General features: G+C 72.1%; 19 protein-coding genes and 1 tRNA gene. 7 read left to right on the top strand and 13 right to left on the bottom strand.

What is annotated here, in order from left to right; translation table 11 throughout:
* Nucleotides 1-29: 29 nt before the first annotated feature.
* On the top strand, nt 30-1,655 hold the full coding sequence (locus ACIQWX_RS50145) for a CocE/NonD family hydrolase (RefSeq protein ID WP_400887291.1): 1,626 nt from the start codon (nt 30-32) through the stop codon (nt 1,653-1,655).
* Nucleotides 1,656-1,679: 24 nt separating this feature from the next.
* Here ACIQWX_RS50145 and ACIQWX_RS50140 read toward each other — a convergent pair whose 3' ends face one another.
* The 3 genes from ACIQWX_RS50140 to ACIQWX_RS50130 are packed head-to-tail and all read right to left on the bottom strand — an operon-like array spanning nt 1,680 to nt 3,791.
* On the bottom strand, nt 1,680-2,855 hold the full coding sequence (locus ACIQWX_RS50140) for a M48 family metalloprotease (protein ID WP_400887289.1): 1,176 nt from the start codon (nt 2,853-2,855) through the stop codon (nt 1,680-1,682).
* Nucleotides 2,852-3,355: a hypothetical protein gene (locus ACIQWX_RS50135; RefSeq protein ID WP_400887288.1), complete on the bottom strand. Its 504-nt coding sequence runs from the start codon at nt 3,353-3,355 to the stop codon at nt 2,852-2,854. Before ACIQWX_RS50135 ends, ACIQWX_RS50140 begins: the two co-directional genes overlap by 4 nt.
* A gap of 13 nt (nt 3,356-3,368) precedes the next feature.
* Nucleotides 3,369-3,791, bottom strand: a complete 423-nt coding sequence (locus tag ACIQWX_RS50130) for a hypothetical protein (protein WP_400887286.1) — start codon at nt 3,789-3,791, stop codon at nt 3,369-3,371.
* 144 nt (nt 3,792-3,935) lie between these two features.
* On the opposite strand from ACIQWX_RS50130, the gene ACIQWX_RS50125 reads away from it, so the two are divergent.
* Nucleotides 3,936-4,652 carry a hypothetical protein gene (locus ACIQWX_RS50125; RefSeq protein ID WP_400887284.1) on the top strand — a complete coding sequence of 239 codons (717 nt, stop codon included), beginning with the start codon at nt 3,936-3,938 and terminating at the stop codon, nt 4,650-4,652.
* A 3-nt stretch (nt 4,653-4,655) separates the two neighbouring features.
* Here ACIQWX_RS50125 and ACIQWX_RS50120 read toward each other — a convergent pair whose 3' ends face one another.
* The gene (locus ACIQWX_RS50120) at nt 4,656-5,411 is read right to left on the bottom strand and encodes a metallophosphoesterase (protein WP_400887282.1); all 756 of its coding nucleotides are present in this window, start codon (nt 5,409-5,411) and stop codon (nt 4,656-4,658) included.
* Complete coding sequence (locus ACIQWX_RS50115; protein ID WP_400887280.1) at nt 5,408-6,040, bottom strand: GntR family transcriptional regulator; 633 nt, start codon at nt 6,038-6,040, stop codon at nt 5,408-5,410. Before ACIQWX_RS50115 ends, ACIQWX_RS50120 begins: the two co-directional genes overlap by 4 nt.
* A 46-nt stretch (nt 6,041-6,086) precedes the next feature.
* Between ACIQWX_RS50115 and ACIQWX_RS50110 the strand changes: the two genes are divergently transcribed.
* A complete protein-coding gene (locus ACIQWX_RS50110) occupies nt 6,087-7,256 on the top strand; it encodes an aminotransferase class V-fold PLP-dependent enzyme (protein ID WP_400887277.1) in 1,170 nt (389 codons plus the stop codon).
* On the opposite strand, the gene ACIQWX_RS50105 is transcribed toward ACIQWX_RS50110, so the two are convergent.
* Together ACIQWX_RS50105 and ACIQWX_RS50100 are read right to left on the bottom strand one after the other, a co-directional pair.
* Nucleotides 7,253-8,200 (bottom strand): SDR family NAD(P)-dependent oxidoreductase, encoded by a 948-nt coding sequence (locus ACIQWX_RS50105; RefSeq protein WP_400887275.1) that lies wholly within the window; start codon nt 8,198-8,200, stop codon nt 7,253-7,255. The genes ACIQWX_RS50110 and ACIQWX_RS50105 overlap by 4 nt on opposite strands.
* Nucleotides 8,201-8,240: 40 nt before the next feature.
* Nucleotides 8,241-9,377: an acyl-CoA dehydrogenase family protein gene (locus ACIQWX_RS50100; protein WP_400887272.1), complete on the bottom strand. Its 1,137-nt coding sequence runs from the start codon at nt 9,375-9,377 to the stop codon at nt 8,241-8,243.
* A gap of 30 nt (nt 9,378-9,407) precedes the next feature.
* Here ACIQWX_RS50100 and ACIQWX_RS50095 point away from each other — a divergent pair, with 30 nt between their 5' ends.
* Nucleotides 9,408-10,889: an AMP-binding protein gene (locus ACIQWX_RS50095; protein WP_400887269.1), complete on the top strand. Its 1,482-nt coding sequence runs from the start codon at nt 9,408-9,410 to the stop codon at nt 10,887-10,889.
* A gap of 13 nt (nt 10,890-10,902) precedes the next feature.
* Nucleotides 10,903-11,319 (top strand): cupin domain-containing protein, encoded by a 417-nt coding sequence (locus tag ACIQWX_RS50090; protein WP_400887267.1) that lies wholly within the window; start codon nt 10,903-10,905, stop codon nt 11,317-11,319.
* On the opposite strand, the gene ACIQWX_RS50085 is transcribed toward ACIQWX_RS50090, so the two are convergent.
* Complete coding sequence (locus ACIQWX_RS50085; RefSeq protein WP_400887265.1) at nt 11,316-11,780, bottom strand: MarR family winged helix-turn-helix transcriptional regulator; 465 nt, start codon at nt 11,778-11,780, stop codon at nt 11,316-11,318. The two genes, ACIQWX_RS50090 and ACIQWX_RS50085, sit on opposite strands and share 4 nt — an antisense overlap.
* A 125-nt stretch (nt 11,781-11,905) precedes the next feature.
* Here ACIQWX_RS50085 and ACIQWX_RS50080 point away from each other — a divergent pair, with 125 nt between their 5' ends.
* On the top strand, nt 11,906-12,406 hold the full coding sequence (locus ACIQWX_RS50080) for a carboxymuconolactone decarboxylase family protein (protein WP_400887316.1): 501 nt from the start codon (nt 11,906-11,908) through the stop codon (nt 12,404-12,406).
* On the opposite strand, the gene ACIQWX_RS50075 is transcribed toward ACIQWX_RS50080, so the two are convergent.
* On the bottom strand, nt 12,393-12,968 hold the full coding sequence (locus tag ACIQWX_RS50075; RefSeq protein WP_400887263.1) for a short chain dehydrogenase: 576 nt from the start codon (nt 12,966-12,968) through the stop codon (nt 12,393-12,395). The two genes, ACIQWX_RS50080 and ACIQWX_RS50075, sit on opposite strands and share 14 nt — an antisense overlap.
* A gap of 109 nt (nt 12,969-13,077) precedes the next feature.
* Between ACIQWX_RS50075 and ACIQWX_RS50070 the strand changes: the two genes are divergently transcribed.
* Nucleotides 13,078-14,523 carry an MFS transporter gene (locus ACIQWX_RS50070; RefSeq protein WP_400887260.1) on the top strand — a complete coding sequence of 482 codons (1,446 nt, stop codon included), beginning with the start codon at nt 13,078-13,080 and terminating at the stop codon, nt 14,521-14,523.
* 176 nt (nt 14,524-14,699) lie between these two features.
* On the opposite strand, the gene ACIQWX_RS50065 is transcribed toward ACIQWX_RS50070, so the two are convergent.
* The 4 genes from ACIQWX_RS50065 to ACIQWX_RS50050 all read right to left on the bottom strand — a co-directional run bounded on the left by ACIQWX_RS50065 (nt 14,700) and on the right by ACIQWX_RS50050 (nt 16,451).
* Nucleotides 14,700-15,203: a hypothetical protein gene (locus ACIQWX_RS50065; RefSeq protein WP_400887257.1), complete on the bottom strand. Its 504-nt coding sequence runs from the start codon at nt 15,201-15,203 to the stop codon at nt 14,700-14,702.
* A gap of 171 nt (nt 15,204-15,374) precedes the next feature.
* Nucleotides 15,375-15,446 (bottom strand) — tRNA-Val (locus ACIQWX_RS50060).
* A gap of 39 nt (nt 15,447-15,485) precedes the next feature.
* On the bottom strand, nt 15,486-15,947 hold the full coding sequence (locus tag ACIQWX_RS50055; protein WP_400887255.1) for a peroxiredoxin: 462 nt from the start codon (nt 15,945-15,947) through the stop codon (nt 15,486-15,488).
* Nucleotides 15,948-16,019: 72 nt separating this feature from the next.
* Nucleotides 16,020-16,451, bottom strand: coding sequence for a DUF3052 domain-containing protein (locus tag ACIQWX_RS50050; protein ID WP_400887252.1), 432 nt, complete (start codon nt 16,449-16,451; stop codon nt 16,020-16,022).
* Nucleotides 16,452-16,698 lie beyond the last annotated feature (247 nt).

Here is a 16,698-nt window from a genome sequence, read left to right as displayed (position 1 = left end):
ATCTACTCCACTTCGGAAGGCGGGCGCCCGTGCTGGACCGACTTGTCGACAAGCTGCTCGGACTCCCCCAGGCCGAAGGACCGAAGCCGGTCGTGACGCGCGACCTGACCGTGCCGATGCCCGACGGCGTCACGCTGCTCGCCGACCGGTACGCGCCGCCCGGCACGACGTCGGCACCGGTGGTGCTGATCCGCACGCCGTACGGGCGCAAGGGCATCCTGTCGAAGCTCTTCGGCGACACGTTCGCCCGGCACGGCCTGCAGACGGTCATCCAGAGCACGCGCGGCTCGTTCGGCTCCGGCGGCGAGTTCCGGCCGTTCCACCTCGAGCGCGAGGACGGCGTCGCGACCGCCGAATGGCTGCGCGCGCAGCCGTGGTGCGACGGCGACATCGCCATGGCGGGCGCCAGCTACCTCGGGCACACGCAGTGGGCGGTCGGGCCGTACCTCGACCCGCCGCTGAAGGCGATGTGCCTCGGCGTGACGGCGTCGGAGTTCGTCTCGACGTTCTACCCGGGCGGCGTGCTCGCGGCGGACAACATGGTGTCGTGGTCGGCGATGATCGGCCGTCAGGAAGAGCGTTTCGCCGCGCTGCCCAACCCGCTGCAGAAGCGCAAGACGCGCAAGGCGATGTCGTTCCTGCCGCTGAGCCGCGCCGACGTCGCCGCGATCGGGAAGCCGGTGCGGTTCCTCCAGGACATCACCGAGCACTTCGTCCCCGACGACGACTACTGGGCGATGTCCGACCACAGCGCCGAAGTCGCGAAGCTCAACGTCCCGGTGTCGATGGTGACCGGCTGGTACGACCTGTTCATCGGCTCGCAGCTGCGCGACTTCCGGACCCTCGCCGAGGCGGGCAAGGCGCCGCGGCTGACGATCGGGCCGTGGGCGCACGGCGAGCCGGGGAGCATGGGCCCGATGATCCGGGACCAGCTCGGGTTCCTGCGCGCGCACCTGCTCGGCGACCGGACGCAGCTGCAGCGTTCGCCGGTCCGGTTGTTCCTGCAGGGCGCGGGCACGTGGCTGGACTTCGAGTCGTGGCCGCCGCCGTCGACGGCGACCGCGTCGCACCTGCGGCCGATCGGCGGGCTCGGCGAGACGGTCGCCGGCGAGGCGCGGCCGACGACGTTCACCTACGACCCGGCGGACCCGACGCCGGCGGTCGGCGGTCCGCTGCTGACCGGCGAGTGGAAGCAGCGCGACAACCAGGAGGTCGAAGCCCGGCCGGACGTGCTGGTGTTCACCGGCGAGCCGCTGCCGGCGGAGCTGGACGTCATCGGTGAGGTGACGGCGACGGTGCACGTGCGCACGGAGCTGCCGCACGCCGACGTGTACGTGCGGCTGTGCGACGTCGACACGAACGGCGTGTCCCGCAACGTGACGGACGGGATCCTGCGGCTGCGGCCCGGTTTCCCGGAGGCCGGCGAAGACGGGGTGGTGACGGCGGAGGTGACGCTCGACCCGACGGCGTACCGCTTCCGCCGCGGCCACCGGTTGCGGGTGCAGGTGGCGGGCGGGGCGTTCCCGCGGTTCGCGCGCAACCACGGGACGGACGAGCCGGTGACGTCGGCGGTGAAGGGGAAGCCGAACCGGTTCGAGGTGTTCCACGACGCGGAGCGGCAGTCGAAGATCACGTTACCGGTGTTCGGCGGCTGATCAGGCGGGTCAGGCCCGCGGCGATCAACCGCTGACCACGCGCGCCCACGGGCGGCGCAGCAGCGGCCAAGCGGCGAGGAACGCGGCGGCCGCCGTCCAGACCGGCCAGCCCGCCGTCGCCCACAGCCCGATCGCCCGCGGGGTGCCGGACTCGCCGAGCTGCAGCCACGCGGCGTTCGCGGCGAGCAGCAGCCAGCCGAGCTGGACCAGCCAGCCCAGCGGGTAGCACGCGATCGCCGCCACGGCCGTGGCGCGCGGGCCCGCGGCGAGCAGGCGACGGCGCAGGGCCATCGGCGGGTGGGTGAGCCGCGCCGTCATGCGGTGGGTCTTCGGTGCGCCGAGGCGGGTGGCCGCCGCCGCGCCGGCGACGTGGTCGGCGGCGAACTCGGCGCTCCACGAGCCGGCGACCGGCAGCGTCACGGCGGCCAGCGACGAGCCGAGCGCGGTCAGCAGCATCAGGCCGAGCCCGGTGGCGATTTCGCGGCCGGCGTACCCGCCTCCGTCGAAGACAGCGGCGAACCACACCGCGCCGACGGGGACCACGGCCGTCCAGACGAACAAGCCGAACCAGTGCCGGACGACGAAGGCCAACGGACTGGTGGCGCCGGCGAGGAGGGTGTCGCCCTGCCGGCAGTGCGCGAGTTCGTGCCGCACGACGGCTTCGGCGGCCGCGCGGTCCCGCCGCCAGAGCACGACGAGCGGCCCGAAGACGGCGAGCCGCGGCCGGCGCGGCCGGCGGAGGTAGGCGAAGGCGAGCAGATCGGTGCGCCGGAGGTTCGCCCGCACCTCGACGGCGGGCAGCTGCGCTTTCGCGTACCCGGCGATGGCGGCGACGGTGGGAGTACGGGGCTCGCCCAGCCGGTACCGGCGTTCGACGAGCCGCCCGCGGACGCCGGCCCCGGCAACGGTTGCGACGGCGGAGAGAAGCACGAAGGCGGACACGAGATCGACCAGCCCGGCGACGCGGAGGAGATCGCTGCCCGGGACGGTCGTGGCGGGGTTCGGCGTGGTGCCGAGGAGGTCCAGGAGGGTGTCCCGCCAGAAGGGGAACTGGCGGGGCGCGGTCCAGCCGACCGCGGTGAGGAACCAGAAGAGCAGCCAGGGCGGTGCGGGCGAGAACCCGCCACGCACCCACGTCGTTCCGGGCGCTCCCGGCCCGGGCCGGCGGGCGTAGGCCGGAAACCCCGGTCCGGACGTCACCGCTTCCGCTCCTCCACCGGCGCCGCCGCCAAGAACGCCCGCGTTCCCGCGCCGTCCTCGATCAGTGCCCGGACTATGCGGAACGTCAGGACCTCGCTCTCGATCGGCGGCACCCCCGCCGCCGTCAGTTCCGCGACTATCGTGTCGATCAGCCGGTTCAGCTCCGGCAACGGCGGGTCCGCGGGCGCCGTCTTCGCGCGGCGGCGGTCCCACAGGTCGCCCAGGTTCTTCAGCAACGTCGAGACGCTGCTCAGATTGCCGCCCAGCGCGGCCCAGATCGCCGGGGCCGCCAGGGACACCGCCGCCAGCACGTGCGGGAACAGCACGATCGGCGCGGTCACGTCGAAGCCGCCCGGGGCGGAGTTCGCGCGGGCGAACAGTTCCCGGCGGGCCGCTCCGCCCGTCAGGTACGCCACCGTCAGCTCCGGGACCAGCTCCGCCTCGTCCGGCGCCACCCCCTCCGCCAGCCGCACCGCCCAGCCGATGACCTCGTCGCTCACCCGCTCCGCCTTCCTACGCGAACGCCTCGTGGAACTCCACCTCGTACGGGCCCGGCACGAACGCGCCGCCGAGACCCAGCTCGACCACCACCGTCGCGCCCGGGGCGACCGCGGTCCGCACCTGGCCGAACAGGTCCGCCACCTTCGTCCCGCCGGCCGACAAGGTCAGCCGGAACAATCCCGTCCGCGCCCGGGAAGCCTGGTTGGTCACCGTGATTTCGCCGGTGAAGAACCCGGTTCCGTCGTCACCCACCCGGGCGCCGCGCAGCTCCCACTGCCGGTCGCTCCCCGAAGCCGGAACGTCCGTCAGCGACGGAGCAGCGGGAGCGAGCACCGGTTCGGCCGGCCGGCTCAGGTGGATGCCGAACCCGAGCAACGCGGTGACCGCGACCACCCCGAGCGCGCGGAACCCCGCGCGGCGAACGACGCCCGGCATCCGATCCTCCACTGTGGACGGACACCCGGCCGGGCGTCCGTCCGGGAGTCGCGCCCGCGGGCGAAGCCGTTACAAACCGGTCGTAACGTCTCCGCGGCCGCCACCGACCTACGCCGTGACACGCCGCCCAGGTCAGGATTTCCCTTGATCAGCAACCGAAAGATCGTCGCCGTGCTGACCGCCGGACTGCTGCTCACCGCCGGCTGCGGTGGCGTCGAGCAGGTCGCGAGCCCGGTTTCGGCGACGGACACGCCGACGACCACGACCGAGCCGACGACGGACACCCCCACGACCTCCGAGACGACCGAAACGACCGAGACGTCCGAACCGGAAACCACCACCGAGGAAGAAACCACAACCTCGGAGACCGAGGAAGCGCGCCGGACCTCGTCCGGCTCCTACGACGTCACGATCTCCGGCTCGGTCTCGGGCCATTCGTTCCGCCGGTCGGCGACCCTGCGGGTCGTCGAGACGATCTCCTCGAGCGGCACCACGAACGACGTCAACCCGGTCGACGTCTGCCTGGTCTCCGGCAACCCCGCCGCCCAGCCGCAGCCCGGCGCGCTCCGGTTCGGCTCCAACTCCGGGTGCCTGCCCGGTTCCGGCGCCGCGGACCTCGACCTGGCGAGCGTGGAGGCCGACGGCGACACGATCACCGTCGAACCCGTGGAGAACATGGCCGCCACCGGCGGGAACGTCTTCACGTCGTCGTCGAGCGTCGCGGCGTGCCCGTTCTTCCCGAAGTCGGGACGGCTGCGGGTGACGATCGACGGCGGCGACGTCTCCGGCAGCATCGAAGTCACCGGCTACGGCGGCGCTTTCTGCGGCAACACCGTCTACGACGCGCAGATCTCCGGCTGAGCCTCAGCCGGCCACGCGGTGGTGGCTGGTCACCCGGCCGTCGTCGTGCAGGACGTGCAGCAGCAGCGACGGCGGCCGCTCGTAGTCCAGCGGGCCGCCTTCGTCCCACCCGCGGTCCGCGCCGGGCTCGACCGGCAGAAGAGACTGCGACACGACGCCGGGCGCGATGCGCAGCGGCACCCCGGCGAACGTCGTCGACGCGCCCGTGTGCACGTGCCCGGCCAGCAGCGCCTTCACGCGCGGGTGCCGGCCGAGCACCGCCGCCAGCCGGTCTTCGCCGGTCTGGCGGATCGCGTCGACCAGCGCCACCCCCACCTCGACCGGCGGGTGGTGGAACGCCACGAACGCGGGACCGTCGCCGCCGGACAGCACTTCGTCGAGCCAGTCCAGCGTCGCGTCGGCCAGGAAACCCGCGCCGCGGCCGGGAATCGTCGAGTCGCACAGCGCGAACAGGACGCCGTCGACCTCGTGCGCGAGGTCGATCGGGTCGTCGGACGCGGGCAGGTCCAGCAAACCCGTGCGGAACGCGGACCGGACGTCGTGGTTGCCCGGGCACACCAGCACCGGCGCCGGGTGCTTCAGCAGTTCGGCGGCGCGTGCGTATTCGGATGCCGCGCCGTGGTCGGCGATGTCGCCGGTCACCACGATCGCCTCGATCGGCTTCGCGAGCCCGCCGAGCCAAGCCATGACGGCGGCGACCCGGTCCTCGGCCCGCGGGTCGCCGTCGAGGTGCAGGTCGCTCAGGTGCGCGATGATCATCGTTCGTCCTTCCCCAGGTACGCCAGCGCTTTCACCCAGTTGCGGACGAGCACCGCGGACGCGGCCGGCAGGTCGCCGTCGCGCAGCGCGGCGGCGATCCGGCGGTGCTCGCCGATGCTCTCCCCGGCGCGGCCGGCTCCGCCGAAGTAGCACGATTCGTACCGCTTCAGCAGCGGCTTGGTCTGCCCGATCAGCCGCAGCAGGTGCGGGTTGGGGCAGCGCGACAGCAGCAGGGTGTGCCACCGTTCGTCCACATCGGACAGATCGGCGCCGGACTCCAGCGCTGCCACCATTTCGTCGGCGACGGCGTCGAGCGCGTCCGGCAGCCCGGCCAGCTCCAGCGGCGACGTCCAGCGCAGGGCGAGTGCTTCCAGCTCGGCCACCAGCGGGTAGAGGCGGCGGGCCTCGTCCGGGTCGAACGGCGGCACCAGGAACCCCCGCCCCGGCGCGGAAACGAGCAGCCCGCGGTCGGCGAGCCCGATCAGCGCCTCCCGCAGCGGCGTCCGGCTGACGCCCAGCTCTCGGGCCAGGTGCACCTCGTTGACGCGCGCGCCGGCGGCGAGCCGCCCGTCCAGCACGCGGGTGGTGATCTCCTCGATGAGGTCGCTGCGCAACGGGGTCCGAGCCATGGACGGCAGTATTGCATACAGAAGAGAGCTACTGTATTCAGTTCACATGACCTTCGACGTCGACCGCGCTCGCCGTGACACGCCCGGCTGCGCCGAAGTGGTCCACTTCAACAACGCCGGTTCGGCGCTCCCGCCGTCCGTCGTCACCGACACCGTCGTCGGCTACCTGCGCCACGAAGCGCTGGTCGGCGGCTACGAAGCCGCCGCGGAAGCGGCCGACCGGCTCGCCGCGGTGTACGCGTCGGCGGCGCGGCTCGTCGGCGGCGAACCCGGCGACATCGCGCTCACCGACAACGCGACCCGGTCGTGGCAGGCGGTCTTCTACGCGCTGCCCTTCAAGACCGGCGACCGGATCCTCACCTCGCGCGCCGAGTACGCCAGCAACGCCATCGCGTACCTGCAGGTCGCGCGGCGCACCGGCGCGGTCGTCGAGGTGGTCGGCGACGACGAGTCGGGCCAGCTCGACGTCGAAGACCTCAAGCGGCGCGTGGACGGCGACGTCAAGCTGATCGCCGTCAGCCACGTGCCCACCCAGGGCGGGCTGGTCAACCCGGCCGAGGAGATCGGCGAAGTCGCCGCAGCCGCCGGCATCCCGTACCTGCTCGACGCGTGCCAGTCCGCCGGCCAGCTCGACCTCGACGTCTCGCGCCTGAAGTGCGACGCGCTGTCGACGACCGGCCGCAAGTACCTGCGCGGCCCGCGCGGCACCGGGTTCCTCTACGTGCACCCGCGGCTGCGCGAACGGCTGGAGCCCGCGATGCTCGACCTGCACTCGGCCAGCTGGGAGTCGCCGACCGAGTACGTCGTCGACCCGACCGCGAAGCGCTTCGAGGTGTGGGAACGCGACTTCGCGGCGGTGTTCGGCCTCGGCGCGGCCATCGACTACGCGCTCGATTGGGGCTTGCCCGCCATCGAAGAGCGCGTCGCCTCCCTGGCGGCCACGCTGCGCGGCCGCCTCGCCGACGCCGGGGCGCGCCTGCACGACGTCGGCGCCCGCAAGTGCGGCATCGTCACGTTCAGCCTCGACGGCACCCCGGCCGCGGAGGTCAAGGCGCGGCTCGCCGAGGCGAACATAAACACGTCGGTGTCGTCGCGCACCTCGGCGCAGTACGACTTCACGGCGCGCGACCTGCCGGACCTGGTCCGGGCGTCGGTGCACTACTACAACACCGAGGCCGAGATCGACCTGCTGGTGCGGCAGGTGGAAAAGCTCTAGAACGCGTTGACGCCGGTCAGTTCGGCCGACACCGTCCAGAGCCGCTCGGCCAGGACCGGGTCGATCGCGTAGTCCTTGACGCCCGTGCGGGTGCCGTCGGCGGGCGCGGGCCCGGCGATGTCGCAGTCGTCGAGGTAGACACCGCCGAGGCCGTCGAGCTGCGGGGACGTCGCCGCCCAGACCTGGGTCGCGGCGCCCTGCTCCGGCGTCTTCGCGCCGCCGGTCACCTGACCTTCGGCGTCCACCATGCCCGCGTCGACCAGTTCCTGACGGTCGAGAAAGCGCACGAGGTCGGTCAGGATCCGGCCCGGGTGCAGGGCGAACGCGCGGACACCGCGGTCGCGCGCCAGCGCGTCGAGGTGGACGGCGAAGAGCACGTTCGCCGTCTTCGCCTGGCCGTAGGCGAGCCACTTGTCGTAGCCCCGCCGGAATTCGAGGTCGTCGAAGCGGACCGGGCCGTAGTGGTGGCCGCGCGAGGACACCGAAACCACGCGGGCGCCGGCGGTGAACGCGGGCCAGAGCCGGTTCACCAGGGCGAAGTGGCCGAGGTGGTTGGTCGCGAACTGCGCTTCCCAGCCCGGCCCGACGCGCGTCTCGGGCGACGCCATGATCCCGGCACTGCCGATGAAGACGTCGATCCCGCGGCCCGACGCGAGGAACCGCTCGGCGAACGCGCGGACGCTGTCCAGGTCGCTCAAGTCCACTTCGTCGACCTCGACGTTTTCGAAGCCCCGCAACGCTTCTTCGGCCGTCGCGCGGCGGCGGGCCGGGACGACGACGTGCGCGCCGGCCGCGGTCAGCGCCCGCGTCGTCTCCAGGCCGATGCCGGAGTAGCCGCCGGTGACGATCGCGAGCTTGCCGGTCAGGTCGATCCCCGCCACGACCTCGGCCGCGGTGGTCTCGGCCCCGAAACCGGAGCCGATCTTGTGCTGTGCAGTGGTCATGAACCCGACGCTAGATCCTGGAGTGGACTCCAGCGCAAGTTCAGTCCTTGAGCAGCTGCCGCGCGATCACGAGCTTCTGGATTTCGCTGGTGCCTTCGTAGATGCGGAACAGCCGGGCGTCGCGGTAAATCCGCTCGACCGTGACGCCGCGCACGTACCCCATCCCGCCGTGCACCTGCACCGCGCGGTCGGCGACCCGGCCGAGCATCTCGGTGCAGAACAGCTTCGCCGACGACGGCCCGAGCTTGCGGTCCTCGCCCGAGTCGTACTTCGCGGCGGCTTCGTGGACCATCGCGCGCCCGGCCGCGAGCTCCGCGTGCGACTCCGCGAGCAGCGCCTGGACGAGCTGGTACTCGCCGATCACCCGGCCGCCTTGGCGCGCCGTCCGCGCGTACTCGACGGCTTCGGCGAGGGCGCGTTCCGCCATGCCGACGCACAGCGCCGCGATGTGCAGCCGGCCGCGGGCGAGCGAGGCCATCGCGATGCCGAAGCCCTTGCCCTCCTCGCCGACCAGCGCGTCGGCCGGCAGCTCGACGTCGTCGAAGACCACCTCGGACGTCCACGCGCCGGCCTGGCCCATCTTGGCGTCGTGCGGGCCGACCGTCACGCCGTCCGCGCCCGCGGGCACCAGGAACGCCGAAATCCCGCGGCTGCCGGTGCTGTCGACGTCCGTGCGCGCGAACACGACGAAGACCTCGGCCAGCGGCGCGTTCGTGATGAACCGCTTGGTGCCCGACAGGCGGTAGCGGTCGCCGTCACGGACCGCGCGGCTGGTGAGCCCGCCCGGGTCGGAGCCGGCCTCGGCCTCGGTGAGCGCGAAGGAGGCGATCGCCTGCCCGGCCGCCAGCCGGGGCAGCCAGCGGGTGCGCTGCTCCGGCGTCCCGTAGTGCACGATCGCCTGGCCGGCGATGCCGTTGTTGGTGCCGAACAGCGACCGGAACGCGGGAGTCGTGTGGCCGAGCTCGACGGCGAGCCGGACGTCTTCGGCCATGCCGAGGCCGAGCCCGCCGTACTCCTCCGGCAGCGCCCAGCCGAACAGCCCCAGCTCGGCGGCCTTGTCCCGGATCTCGCCGGGGATCTCGTCACGCTCGTCGATCTCCGCCTCGCGCGGCACGACCTCCTTGCGCACGAAGTCCCGCACCGCGCCGAGAACCTGCCCGAAAAGCTCCGCGTCCATGCGTCGCACGCTACCCGGTAACGTGCGCTCGTGAGCACCTTCTTCGACGTCGCCGAACAGCACCCGGACCGCCTCGCGGTGCTCGCGCCGGACGGGACGGCGGCGACCTTCGGCGAGCTGGCCGCGCGGGCGAACCGGCTGACGCACGCGCTGCACCGGCTGGGGCTCGGCCCCGGCGACGGCGTCGTCGCGATCGTCCACAACGGACTCCCGTACTTCGAGCTGCTGTTCGCCACGCTGCAGGCGGGGATGTACTTCACGCCGGTCAACTACCGGTCCTCGCCGGACGAAATCGCTTACTTGGTGGGGAACAGCGGCGCCCGCGTCGTCGTCGCCGACGCGGCCATCGCGCGGACGTGCGACCCCGGCGTGCCCCGGTTCTCGGTCGGCCGGGTCGAGGGCTGGGGCGACTACGCGTCCTGGGGCGAGGACGAGCCGTCGGCGCCGCCGCAGCCCCGGACCGCGGGCCAGACGATGCTCTACACGTCGGGGACGACCGGCCGGCCCAAGGGCGTCCGGCGCGCGCTGAGCGGGAACCCGCCGTCGCTGCACCCGATCCACCGCGACCTGCTGGCATCGTTCGGCGTTCTCCCGGGGCCGGGGGTGCACCTGGTGGCGTGCCCGCTCTACCACGCGGCGCCCGGCTCGTTCGCCGTCAACGCGATGCACCTGGGGCACAGCGCGGTGCTGATGGACCGCTTCGACGCCGAAGAGACGTTGCGGCTCGTCGAGGAGCACCGCGTCACGGACACCCACCTCGTGCCGACCATGTTCCACCGCATGCTGCGGCTGCCCGACGACGTCCGCGCGCGGTACGACACGTCGAGCCTGACCAGCGTCATCCACGGCGCGGCGCCGTGCCCGCCCGAGGTCAAGGAGCGGATGATCGCCTGGCTCGGCCCGGTGGTGCACGAGTACTACGGCGCTTCGGAAGGGCTGATCTGCGGGGTCACGGCGCCGGAGTGGCTGGCGGCGCCGGGCACCGTGGGCCGGCCGTTGACCGGCGTGCGGCTGAAGGTCCTCGACGACGACGGCGCCGAGGTGCCGGACGGCGAACCGGGCACGATCTGGTTCAGCTCCGCCCACACGGCGATCGACTACCTCGGCGACCCGGAGAAGACCGCGGCCGCCCGGTCCGGGGAGTTCATCACCGTCGGCGACTTCGGTTACCGCGACGCCGAAGGCCGCGTCTTCCTGCTCGACCGCCGGACCGACCTGATCCTCTCCGGCGGCGTCAACATCTACCCGGCCGAGATCGAGGCGCGGCTGCTCTCGCACCCGGACGTCGCCGACGCCGCGGTGATCGGCGAGCCGGACGACGAGTGGGGACAGCGGGTCGTCGCCGTCGTCCAGCCGGTGCCGGGCGTCTCCGGCGACCTGGCCGCGCGGCTCGACGAGCACTGCCGTGCCGCGCTGGCCGGGTTCAAGACGCCGAAGCGGTTCGACTTCACCGATCGCCTGCCGCGCACCGAATCGGGCAAGATGGTGCGGCGCACCCTGCGCTCATCGTGAGGAGACCCGCCCGATGCGCAAGACCTGCACGATCATCGCCGCTGCCGCGCTCGCCGTCGCCCTGCTGCCCGGGACCGCGTCCGCAACACCCGGCAGCGGCGTCACCGGCACGATCCTGGCCCAGAAGACCATCGGCCACACCGACTACACGCTGCGGGAAATCACCGTCCAGCCCGGCGGCTACACCGGCTGGCACTTCCACGACGGCACGCTCTACGCGTACGTGAAATCCGGGACGCTGACGCACAACCTGGCCGACTGCAGCATCGACGGCATCTTCGGCACCGGGCACGCGTTCACCGAAAAGCCCGACCAGGTGCACATCGGCCGCAACCTCGGGTCGACGCCGCTGGTGCTCGAAGTCCTGTACGTGCTCCCCGCGGGCAGCCCCCTGTCGGAGGACGCGCCGGACCCGGGCTGCGGTTTCTAGCTCGAGAACCAGCCCGCCGCGTCGAGCCGGTACGCGGCGGGGCCGACGACCTTGCGCAGGTCGGTCTCGAGCGCGCTGATCCGGTCGGCACCGACCGTGCGGGCCCAGTCCCTGCGCAGGTCGTCGAAGATCTCCGCGGACTTGCCGAGCGCGTCGACGCCGTGGGCGGTGAGCCGCACGATCTTGCGGCGCGCGTCGTCCGGGTCGTCGGCGCGCTCGGCATACCCGAGCGCCTCGAGCCGCTCGACCGTCTTGCCCGCCGCCTGCTTCGAGACGCCGAGGCGGCGGCCGATCTCCGACGCCGTCGCGCCCTGGACGCCGATGGCCTGCATGGCGAAGCCGTACGACGGCCGCACGTCCGGGTGCCCGCGCCGCGCGAGTTCGGCGTGGAGGCGGTCGATGAGCGTGCGGAAGCCGCCGAAGAGCAGGAAGGGCAGCTCGTAGCCGGGCGTGTCGGTCATCGCCCCTTGCCCTTTTCGACAACCAGGTTTACGGTTTCGACAACCACGTTGTCGATCCTACCTTTGGAGACGTCTTGTTCCCCGATCACACCCCGGAGTCTGCACCCCCGGCCGCCCGCCCGGCGATGGCGGCCACCGCGAAGAAGTTCGGCCGCGTCCCGTCCGCCGTCGCGCGCCTGGCGACGTCGCCGGAGCTGCTGAACGGCTTCCTCAAGCTCAACGCGATCTTCGAGTCGTCGACGCTGCCGGCGCTGGACCGCGAAGTGCTGATCATGACGGTGGCGGCCCGCAACGGGTGTCACCTGTGCGTGGCGATGCACACGGCGTCCCTGACGGGCATGTCCGCTGCGCCGGAGCTGGTGGCGGCGTTGCGGGCGGAGTCGGCCTTGCCTTCGCCGCGGCTGGAGGCGTTGCGGCGGTTCGTGTCGACGGTCATGGACACGACCGGCGACGTCCCGTCGTCGGAGCTGGCGGCGTTCACCGAGGCCGGGTACACGACCCGGAACGCCCTGGAAGTCGTGCTGGGCATCGGGACGTACACGCTGTCGACGTTCGCGAACCGCCTGACGGACGCACCACTGGACGAAGCCTTCGCGGCGCACGAATGGCACGCTACCGCGGTCTGACGGTGGTGCCGTTGGCGTCGCCTTCGACCAGGGCTAGGTAGGCGTCGGCGACGACGGCCACCGGCGTCCCGCCGTCCCGTCCCATGGATCGCAGGGTTTCCCGGATCCAGCCGGGGCTGACGACGTTGATCCGCAGCCCGCGCGGCAGCTCGGCGGCGGCCGACCGGACGAACCCCTCGAGCCCGGCGTTGACGAGCGCGCCGAGGCCGCTGCCGGGGAGGGGTTCGTCGAAGGTACCGCCGGTGAGGGTGATCGAACCGCCGTCGGCGAGCCGGTCCGCCGCTCGATGCGCGAGGGCGACCTGGCCGAGGAGCTTGCCGCGGAGGTCGTCGAGGATCTGCGCGTCGGTCAGGCCGGCCAGGGGCCGCAGCGGCACGTTGGCGGCGCAGCAGACAACGGCGTCGGCACCCCCGTCGAAGAGGGCGTCGAGGGACGCGGGATCGGTCAGGTCGGCTTTCACCGGCGAGGTCCGCGCGGCGCGGACGAGGTCGTGGCGCGGTTCGAGAGCGTCGACGACCGCCTGTCCGACGAGCCCGGTGGCGCCCAGCACGATGATCTTCACGCCTTCGACGCTAGTTGTGGCGGCAAGCGAAAAAACTTCGGAGACCGGTGTCCGGTCCTCCCCCGCGGCTCCGACCCCCTCGGTGACCGACCACCGAGAAGGAGTCGAAATGGACAAGCCGGCCGGACGGCGGGAGTGGCTGGGACTGGCGGTGCTCGTGCTGCCCACCCTGCTCGTCGCGATGGACATGACCTCGTTGTTCCTCGCCCTGCCGCAGCTGAGCGCCGGCCTCGGGGCGAGCGCCACCGAGCAGCTGTGGATCACCGACAGCTACGGCTTCGTCGTCGCCGGGTTCGTCATCACCATGGGCACCCTCGGCGACCGCATCGGGCGGCGACGGCTGCTGCTCGTCGGCGGCGGGGCGTTCGGCGTGCTCTCGCTCGTCGCCGCCTTCTCGACGAGCGCGGCGATGCTCATCGTGGTCCGCGGCGCGCTCGGCGTCGCGGGCGCGACGCTGATGCCGTCGACGCTCGCCCTGATCACCAACATGTTCCGCGACGGACGCCAGCGCGGGAAGGCCATCTCGATCTGGGCGACGTGCCAGTTCGCCGGCGGAGCGGCGGGTCCGGTGTTCGCCGGTTTCCTGCTCCAGCACTTCGCGTGGGGGTCGGTGTTCCTGGTCGCGGTCCCGGCGATCGCCGTCCTGCTCGTCGCCGGCCCGATCCTGCTGCCGGAGTTCCGCGCGCCGGCGTCCGGACGGCTCGACTTCGCCGGGGTGGGGCTGTCGCTCGCCGCGGTGCTGCTGATGGTGTTCGGCCTGAAGCAGCTGGCGGCCGGCTCGGTGGCGCTCCCGCTGGGCGCGATCGTCGCCGGGGCCGCGTTGGGCCTGGTCTTCGCGCGTCGGCAGCTCAGGGCGTCGACGCCGCTGCTGGACCTGCGGCTGTTCCGCAACCGGCCGTTCACGGCGGTGCTGGTCGCGCTGGTGTTCGCCGGCGTGGCGATGGCCGGGGTCGGGTTGCTCGTGACGCAGTACCTGCAAAGCGTCTTGGGCTACTCGCCGCTGGTGTCGGCGGTGCTGTTCGCCCCGATGGGCCTCGGCGTGGCGGTGGGCACGATGACGGCACCGTCGCTGACCCGCCGGATGGCCCCGGCACCAGCGATCGCGGGCGGCTTGGTGGTCTCGGCGGCGGGAGGGGTTTTGCTGGCGTTGGCAGACGGCGCCGGGCTGGTGATGGTGGGCATCGCGGTGCTGACGCTGGGCACGGGCCCGCTGTTCGCGCTGGGCATCGGCCTGGTGATGAGCGCGGTCCCGCCGGAGCGAGCGGGTTCGGCGGCCTCAATGGCGGACACGGGCAACTACCTGGGCGGTTCGCTGGGCTTGGCGTTGATCGGCTTGACGGCGACGGCGGCGTACCACGCCGCTTTCCCCGGCGGTTCGACTCTCGCAGCGGATGTCACCCATCCGGAACTGGCGTCCCAGGCGAAGGACGCGTTCACCACGGCGCTGAACGTGACGGGCGTGATCGCGGCGGTGCTGTTCGCGGGGTTGGCGGTGCTGGTCCGGTCGATGAGCCGCACGGAGACGCCGTCACCGGAACCGGCGATGGCCGGCTGAAGCGGGACCGACGCCGCCCCGGACATCGGGGGGATTCGCTCCGCTCGTCGTTGCTCAGCGGCCTGCCCGGACTGCGAGGCCGTCACGCCGCGCGCCGCTGTCCTCGCCGGAGCAGCGGCCGGCCCCGCTGCTCCGTCGGTTCGGCCAGGCCCCGATCGGGGTGGAAGCCGCCGGGGTCAGCAGTTCACCGCCAACGCCGGGCTCACGACCGTGGTCCGGACCCCAGCGAAGGAAACGGCGACGTTGGCGGTGATGGTGGCCGCGTTCGGGCGTGTCGCGCAGACGGTCGACCGCTTCACCGCGGTGCCGTAGCAGGCCGCCGTGTAGCCGGCGGACAGCGCGCTGGCGTAGCAGGCGTCGCCCTGGATCTGCTGCGCCGGGCTGGGCGTGCTCCAGATGTTGACCACGGGCGCGCTCATCTGGTAGCCGACAGGGGTGTCGTTGGTGACGACCAGCACCGCCTTGTAGACCTGCTCGATGCCGTCGTTCGAGTTGATCAGGCACGAGTAGACCTTGCGCGACTTGTCCGCGCAGTGCCAGTTGCCGGGGATCGGGAAGGGATCCGGCAACCAGCTCCGCACCGCCGCGGAGGCCGCCGGCGCCGTCAGACCCAGCGTGAGCAGCGCCATCAGCACCGCGGTGACGACCCCGCCGCGGCTCGTGAACCTCATCGATCGCATGCGTCTCTCGCTCTCGTTCTCGCGCGAGGGCACCTGCCGACGAAGTGCCCGTGCCACGTCCGGCGGATGGCTCACGCTTGAACCGGAGAGCGGTTGACGTCGAGGCCGAAGCCCACTCGATCGGACCAGCCGCGGCCACTCGCGACGACGATCTCGCGGGGCCTGATCAGGTGGGCGCAGCAGGGTTCGAACCTGCGACCGCTCGGGTGTAAACCGAGTGCTCTTCCGCTGAGCTATGCGCCCGCGGGCAGCGGCCCCACCAGGACCGCTGCCCAGGGAAAATCAACCCAGTTCGGCCACGGCCTTCTTCCAGCCCTGCTGGTCACGCGCCTCGCCCGGTGCGTTGACCTCGGCGAACCGCACCACGCCGGACGTGTCGATCAGGAACGTCCCGCGGACGGCCAAGCCGGCGTCGGAGTTGAAGACACCGTAAGCCTGGGCCACCTCGCCGTGCGGCCAGAAGTCGGACAGCAGCGGGAACTGGTAGCCCTCCTTCTCGGCCCACGCCTTCAGCGAAAACGGCGTGTCGACCGAGACGCCCAGCACCTGGACGCCCTTGTTGTCGTAGTCCGCGAACTCGTCGCGGAGCTGGCACAGCTCGCCGGTGCAGATGCCGCTGAACGCGAACGGGTAGAAGACCAGCAGGACCGGCTTGTCGCCCCGGAAGGACGACAGCTGCACGGGCTGCTTGTTGTAGTCGTTGAGCGTGAAGTCAGGGGCCTCAGAACCGACCTCGACGGTCATACCGCGTTTCCTCTCCCGTACGGACACGTGCCTGCGACGACAACCCTATCGTGTCAGCCGGGCGGGACCTGTTCAGCGCTGCTTGGACTTCGACTTCGGGGAGACCAGGCGCGTCCCGATCCAGTTCGCGCCGACGCTCATGTTGGCGGTCTGGGCCAGTCCGACGGCGGGCACGGCTTCGGCGATCTCACTCGGTTCGACGTGTCCGGGCTGCCCCGTCTTGGGGGTCAGCACCCAGATGACGCCGGTCTCCTCCAGGGGGCCCCTGGCGTCGATGAGCGCGTCGCCCAGGTCGCCGTCGTCTTCGCGCCACCACAGCAGCACCACGTCGATGACCTCGTCGGCTTCCTCGTCGAGGATTTCCCCGCCGATCTGCTCCTCGATCGCCGCGCGGAGGTCGTCGTCGACGTCCTCGTCCCAGCCGATCTCCTGGACCACCATCTCGGGCTTGATGCCGAGCCTCTCGGCGACGCTGCTCTGATCAGCGTCTCCCGCGGCGACCACTGCTTTCACTCCTCCAACTACGACGGAGTGTGGCGTCCGGCACCCCTTGGGAGGGTACGGCGGCGCCACACTCGGCGACCCGGTTGCCGATAGCGAACACTGGTGAGGCTCCGCGCGCAACCGTCCACACCGGATCTTTGACAACTCGTGTCGCAGGATACGGCCCGCGACCGGCCTTGCGCGACGGCGTTTCGGGTGCCTCGCGCGACCGGTCTGCCACCCCATCGGGTGCCGTCCCCTAGGGTGG

Source organism: Amycolatopsis sp. NPDC098790 (genome assembly GCF_044759945.1).
In the GTDB taxonomy this organism is placed as follows: domain Bacteria; phylum Actinomycetota; class Actinomycetes; order Mycobacteriales; family Pseudonocardiaceae; genus Amycolatopsis.
The sequence above is the reverse complement of the archived record's forward strand: the minus strand, read 5'-3'. Positions and strand labels throughout refer to the sequence as shown.

Bases quoted from the DNA above. Each gene is read 5' to 3' on its own strand.
- ACIQWX_RS50130 (WP_400887286.1), bottom strand. From the start codon at position 3,791: ATGCCGGGCGTCGTTCGCCGCGCGGGGTTCCGCGCGCTCGGGGTGGTC.
- ACIQWX_RS50120 (WP_400887282.1), bottom strand. From the start codon at position 5,411: ATGATCATCGCGCACCTGAGCGACCTGCACCTCGACGGCGACCCGCGG.
- ACIQWX_RS50115 (WP_400887280.1), bottom strand. From the start codon at position 6,040: ATGGCTCGGACCCCGTTGCGCAGCGACCTCATCGAGGAGATCACCACC.
- ACIQWX_RS50110 (WP_400887277.1), top strand. From the start codon at position 6,087: ATGACCTTCGACGTCGACCGCGCTCGCCGTGACACGCCCGGCTGCGCC.
- ACIQWX_RS50105 (WP_400887275.1), bottom strand. From the start codon at position 8,200: ATGACCACTGCACAGCACAAGATCGGCTCCGGTTTCGGGGCCGAGACC.
- ACIQWX_RS50100 (WP_400887272.1), bottom strand. From the start codon at position 9,377: ATGGACGCGGAGCTTTTCGGGCAGGTTCTCGGCGCGGTGCGGGACTTC.
- ACIQWX_RS50090 (WP_400887267.1), top strand. From the start codon at position 10,903: ATGCGCAAGACCTGCACGATCATCGCCGCTGCCGCGCTCGCCGTCGCC.
- ACIQWX_RS50085 (WP_400887265.1), bottom strand. From the start codon at position 11,780: ATGACCGACACGCCCGGCTACGAGCTGCCCTTCCTGCTCTTCGGCGGC.
- ACIQWX_RS50080 (WP_400887316.1), top strand. From the start codon at position 11,906: ATGGCGGCCACCGCGAAGAAGTTCGGCCGCGTCCCGTCCGCCGTCGCG.
- ACIQWX_RS50070 (WP_400887260.1), top strand. From the start codon at position 13,078: ATGGACAAGCCGGCCGGACGGCGGGAGTGGCTGGGACTGGCGGTGCTC.
- ACIQWX_RS50065 (WP_400887257.1), bottom strand. From the start codon at position 15,203: ATGCGATCGATGAGGTTCACGAGCCGCGGCGGGGTCGTCACCGCGGTG.
- ACIQWX_RS50055 (WP_400887255.1), bottom strand. From the start codon at position 15,947: ATGACCGTCGAGGTCGGTTCTGAGGCCCCTGACTTCACGCTCAACGAC.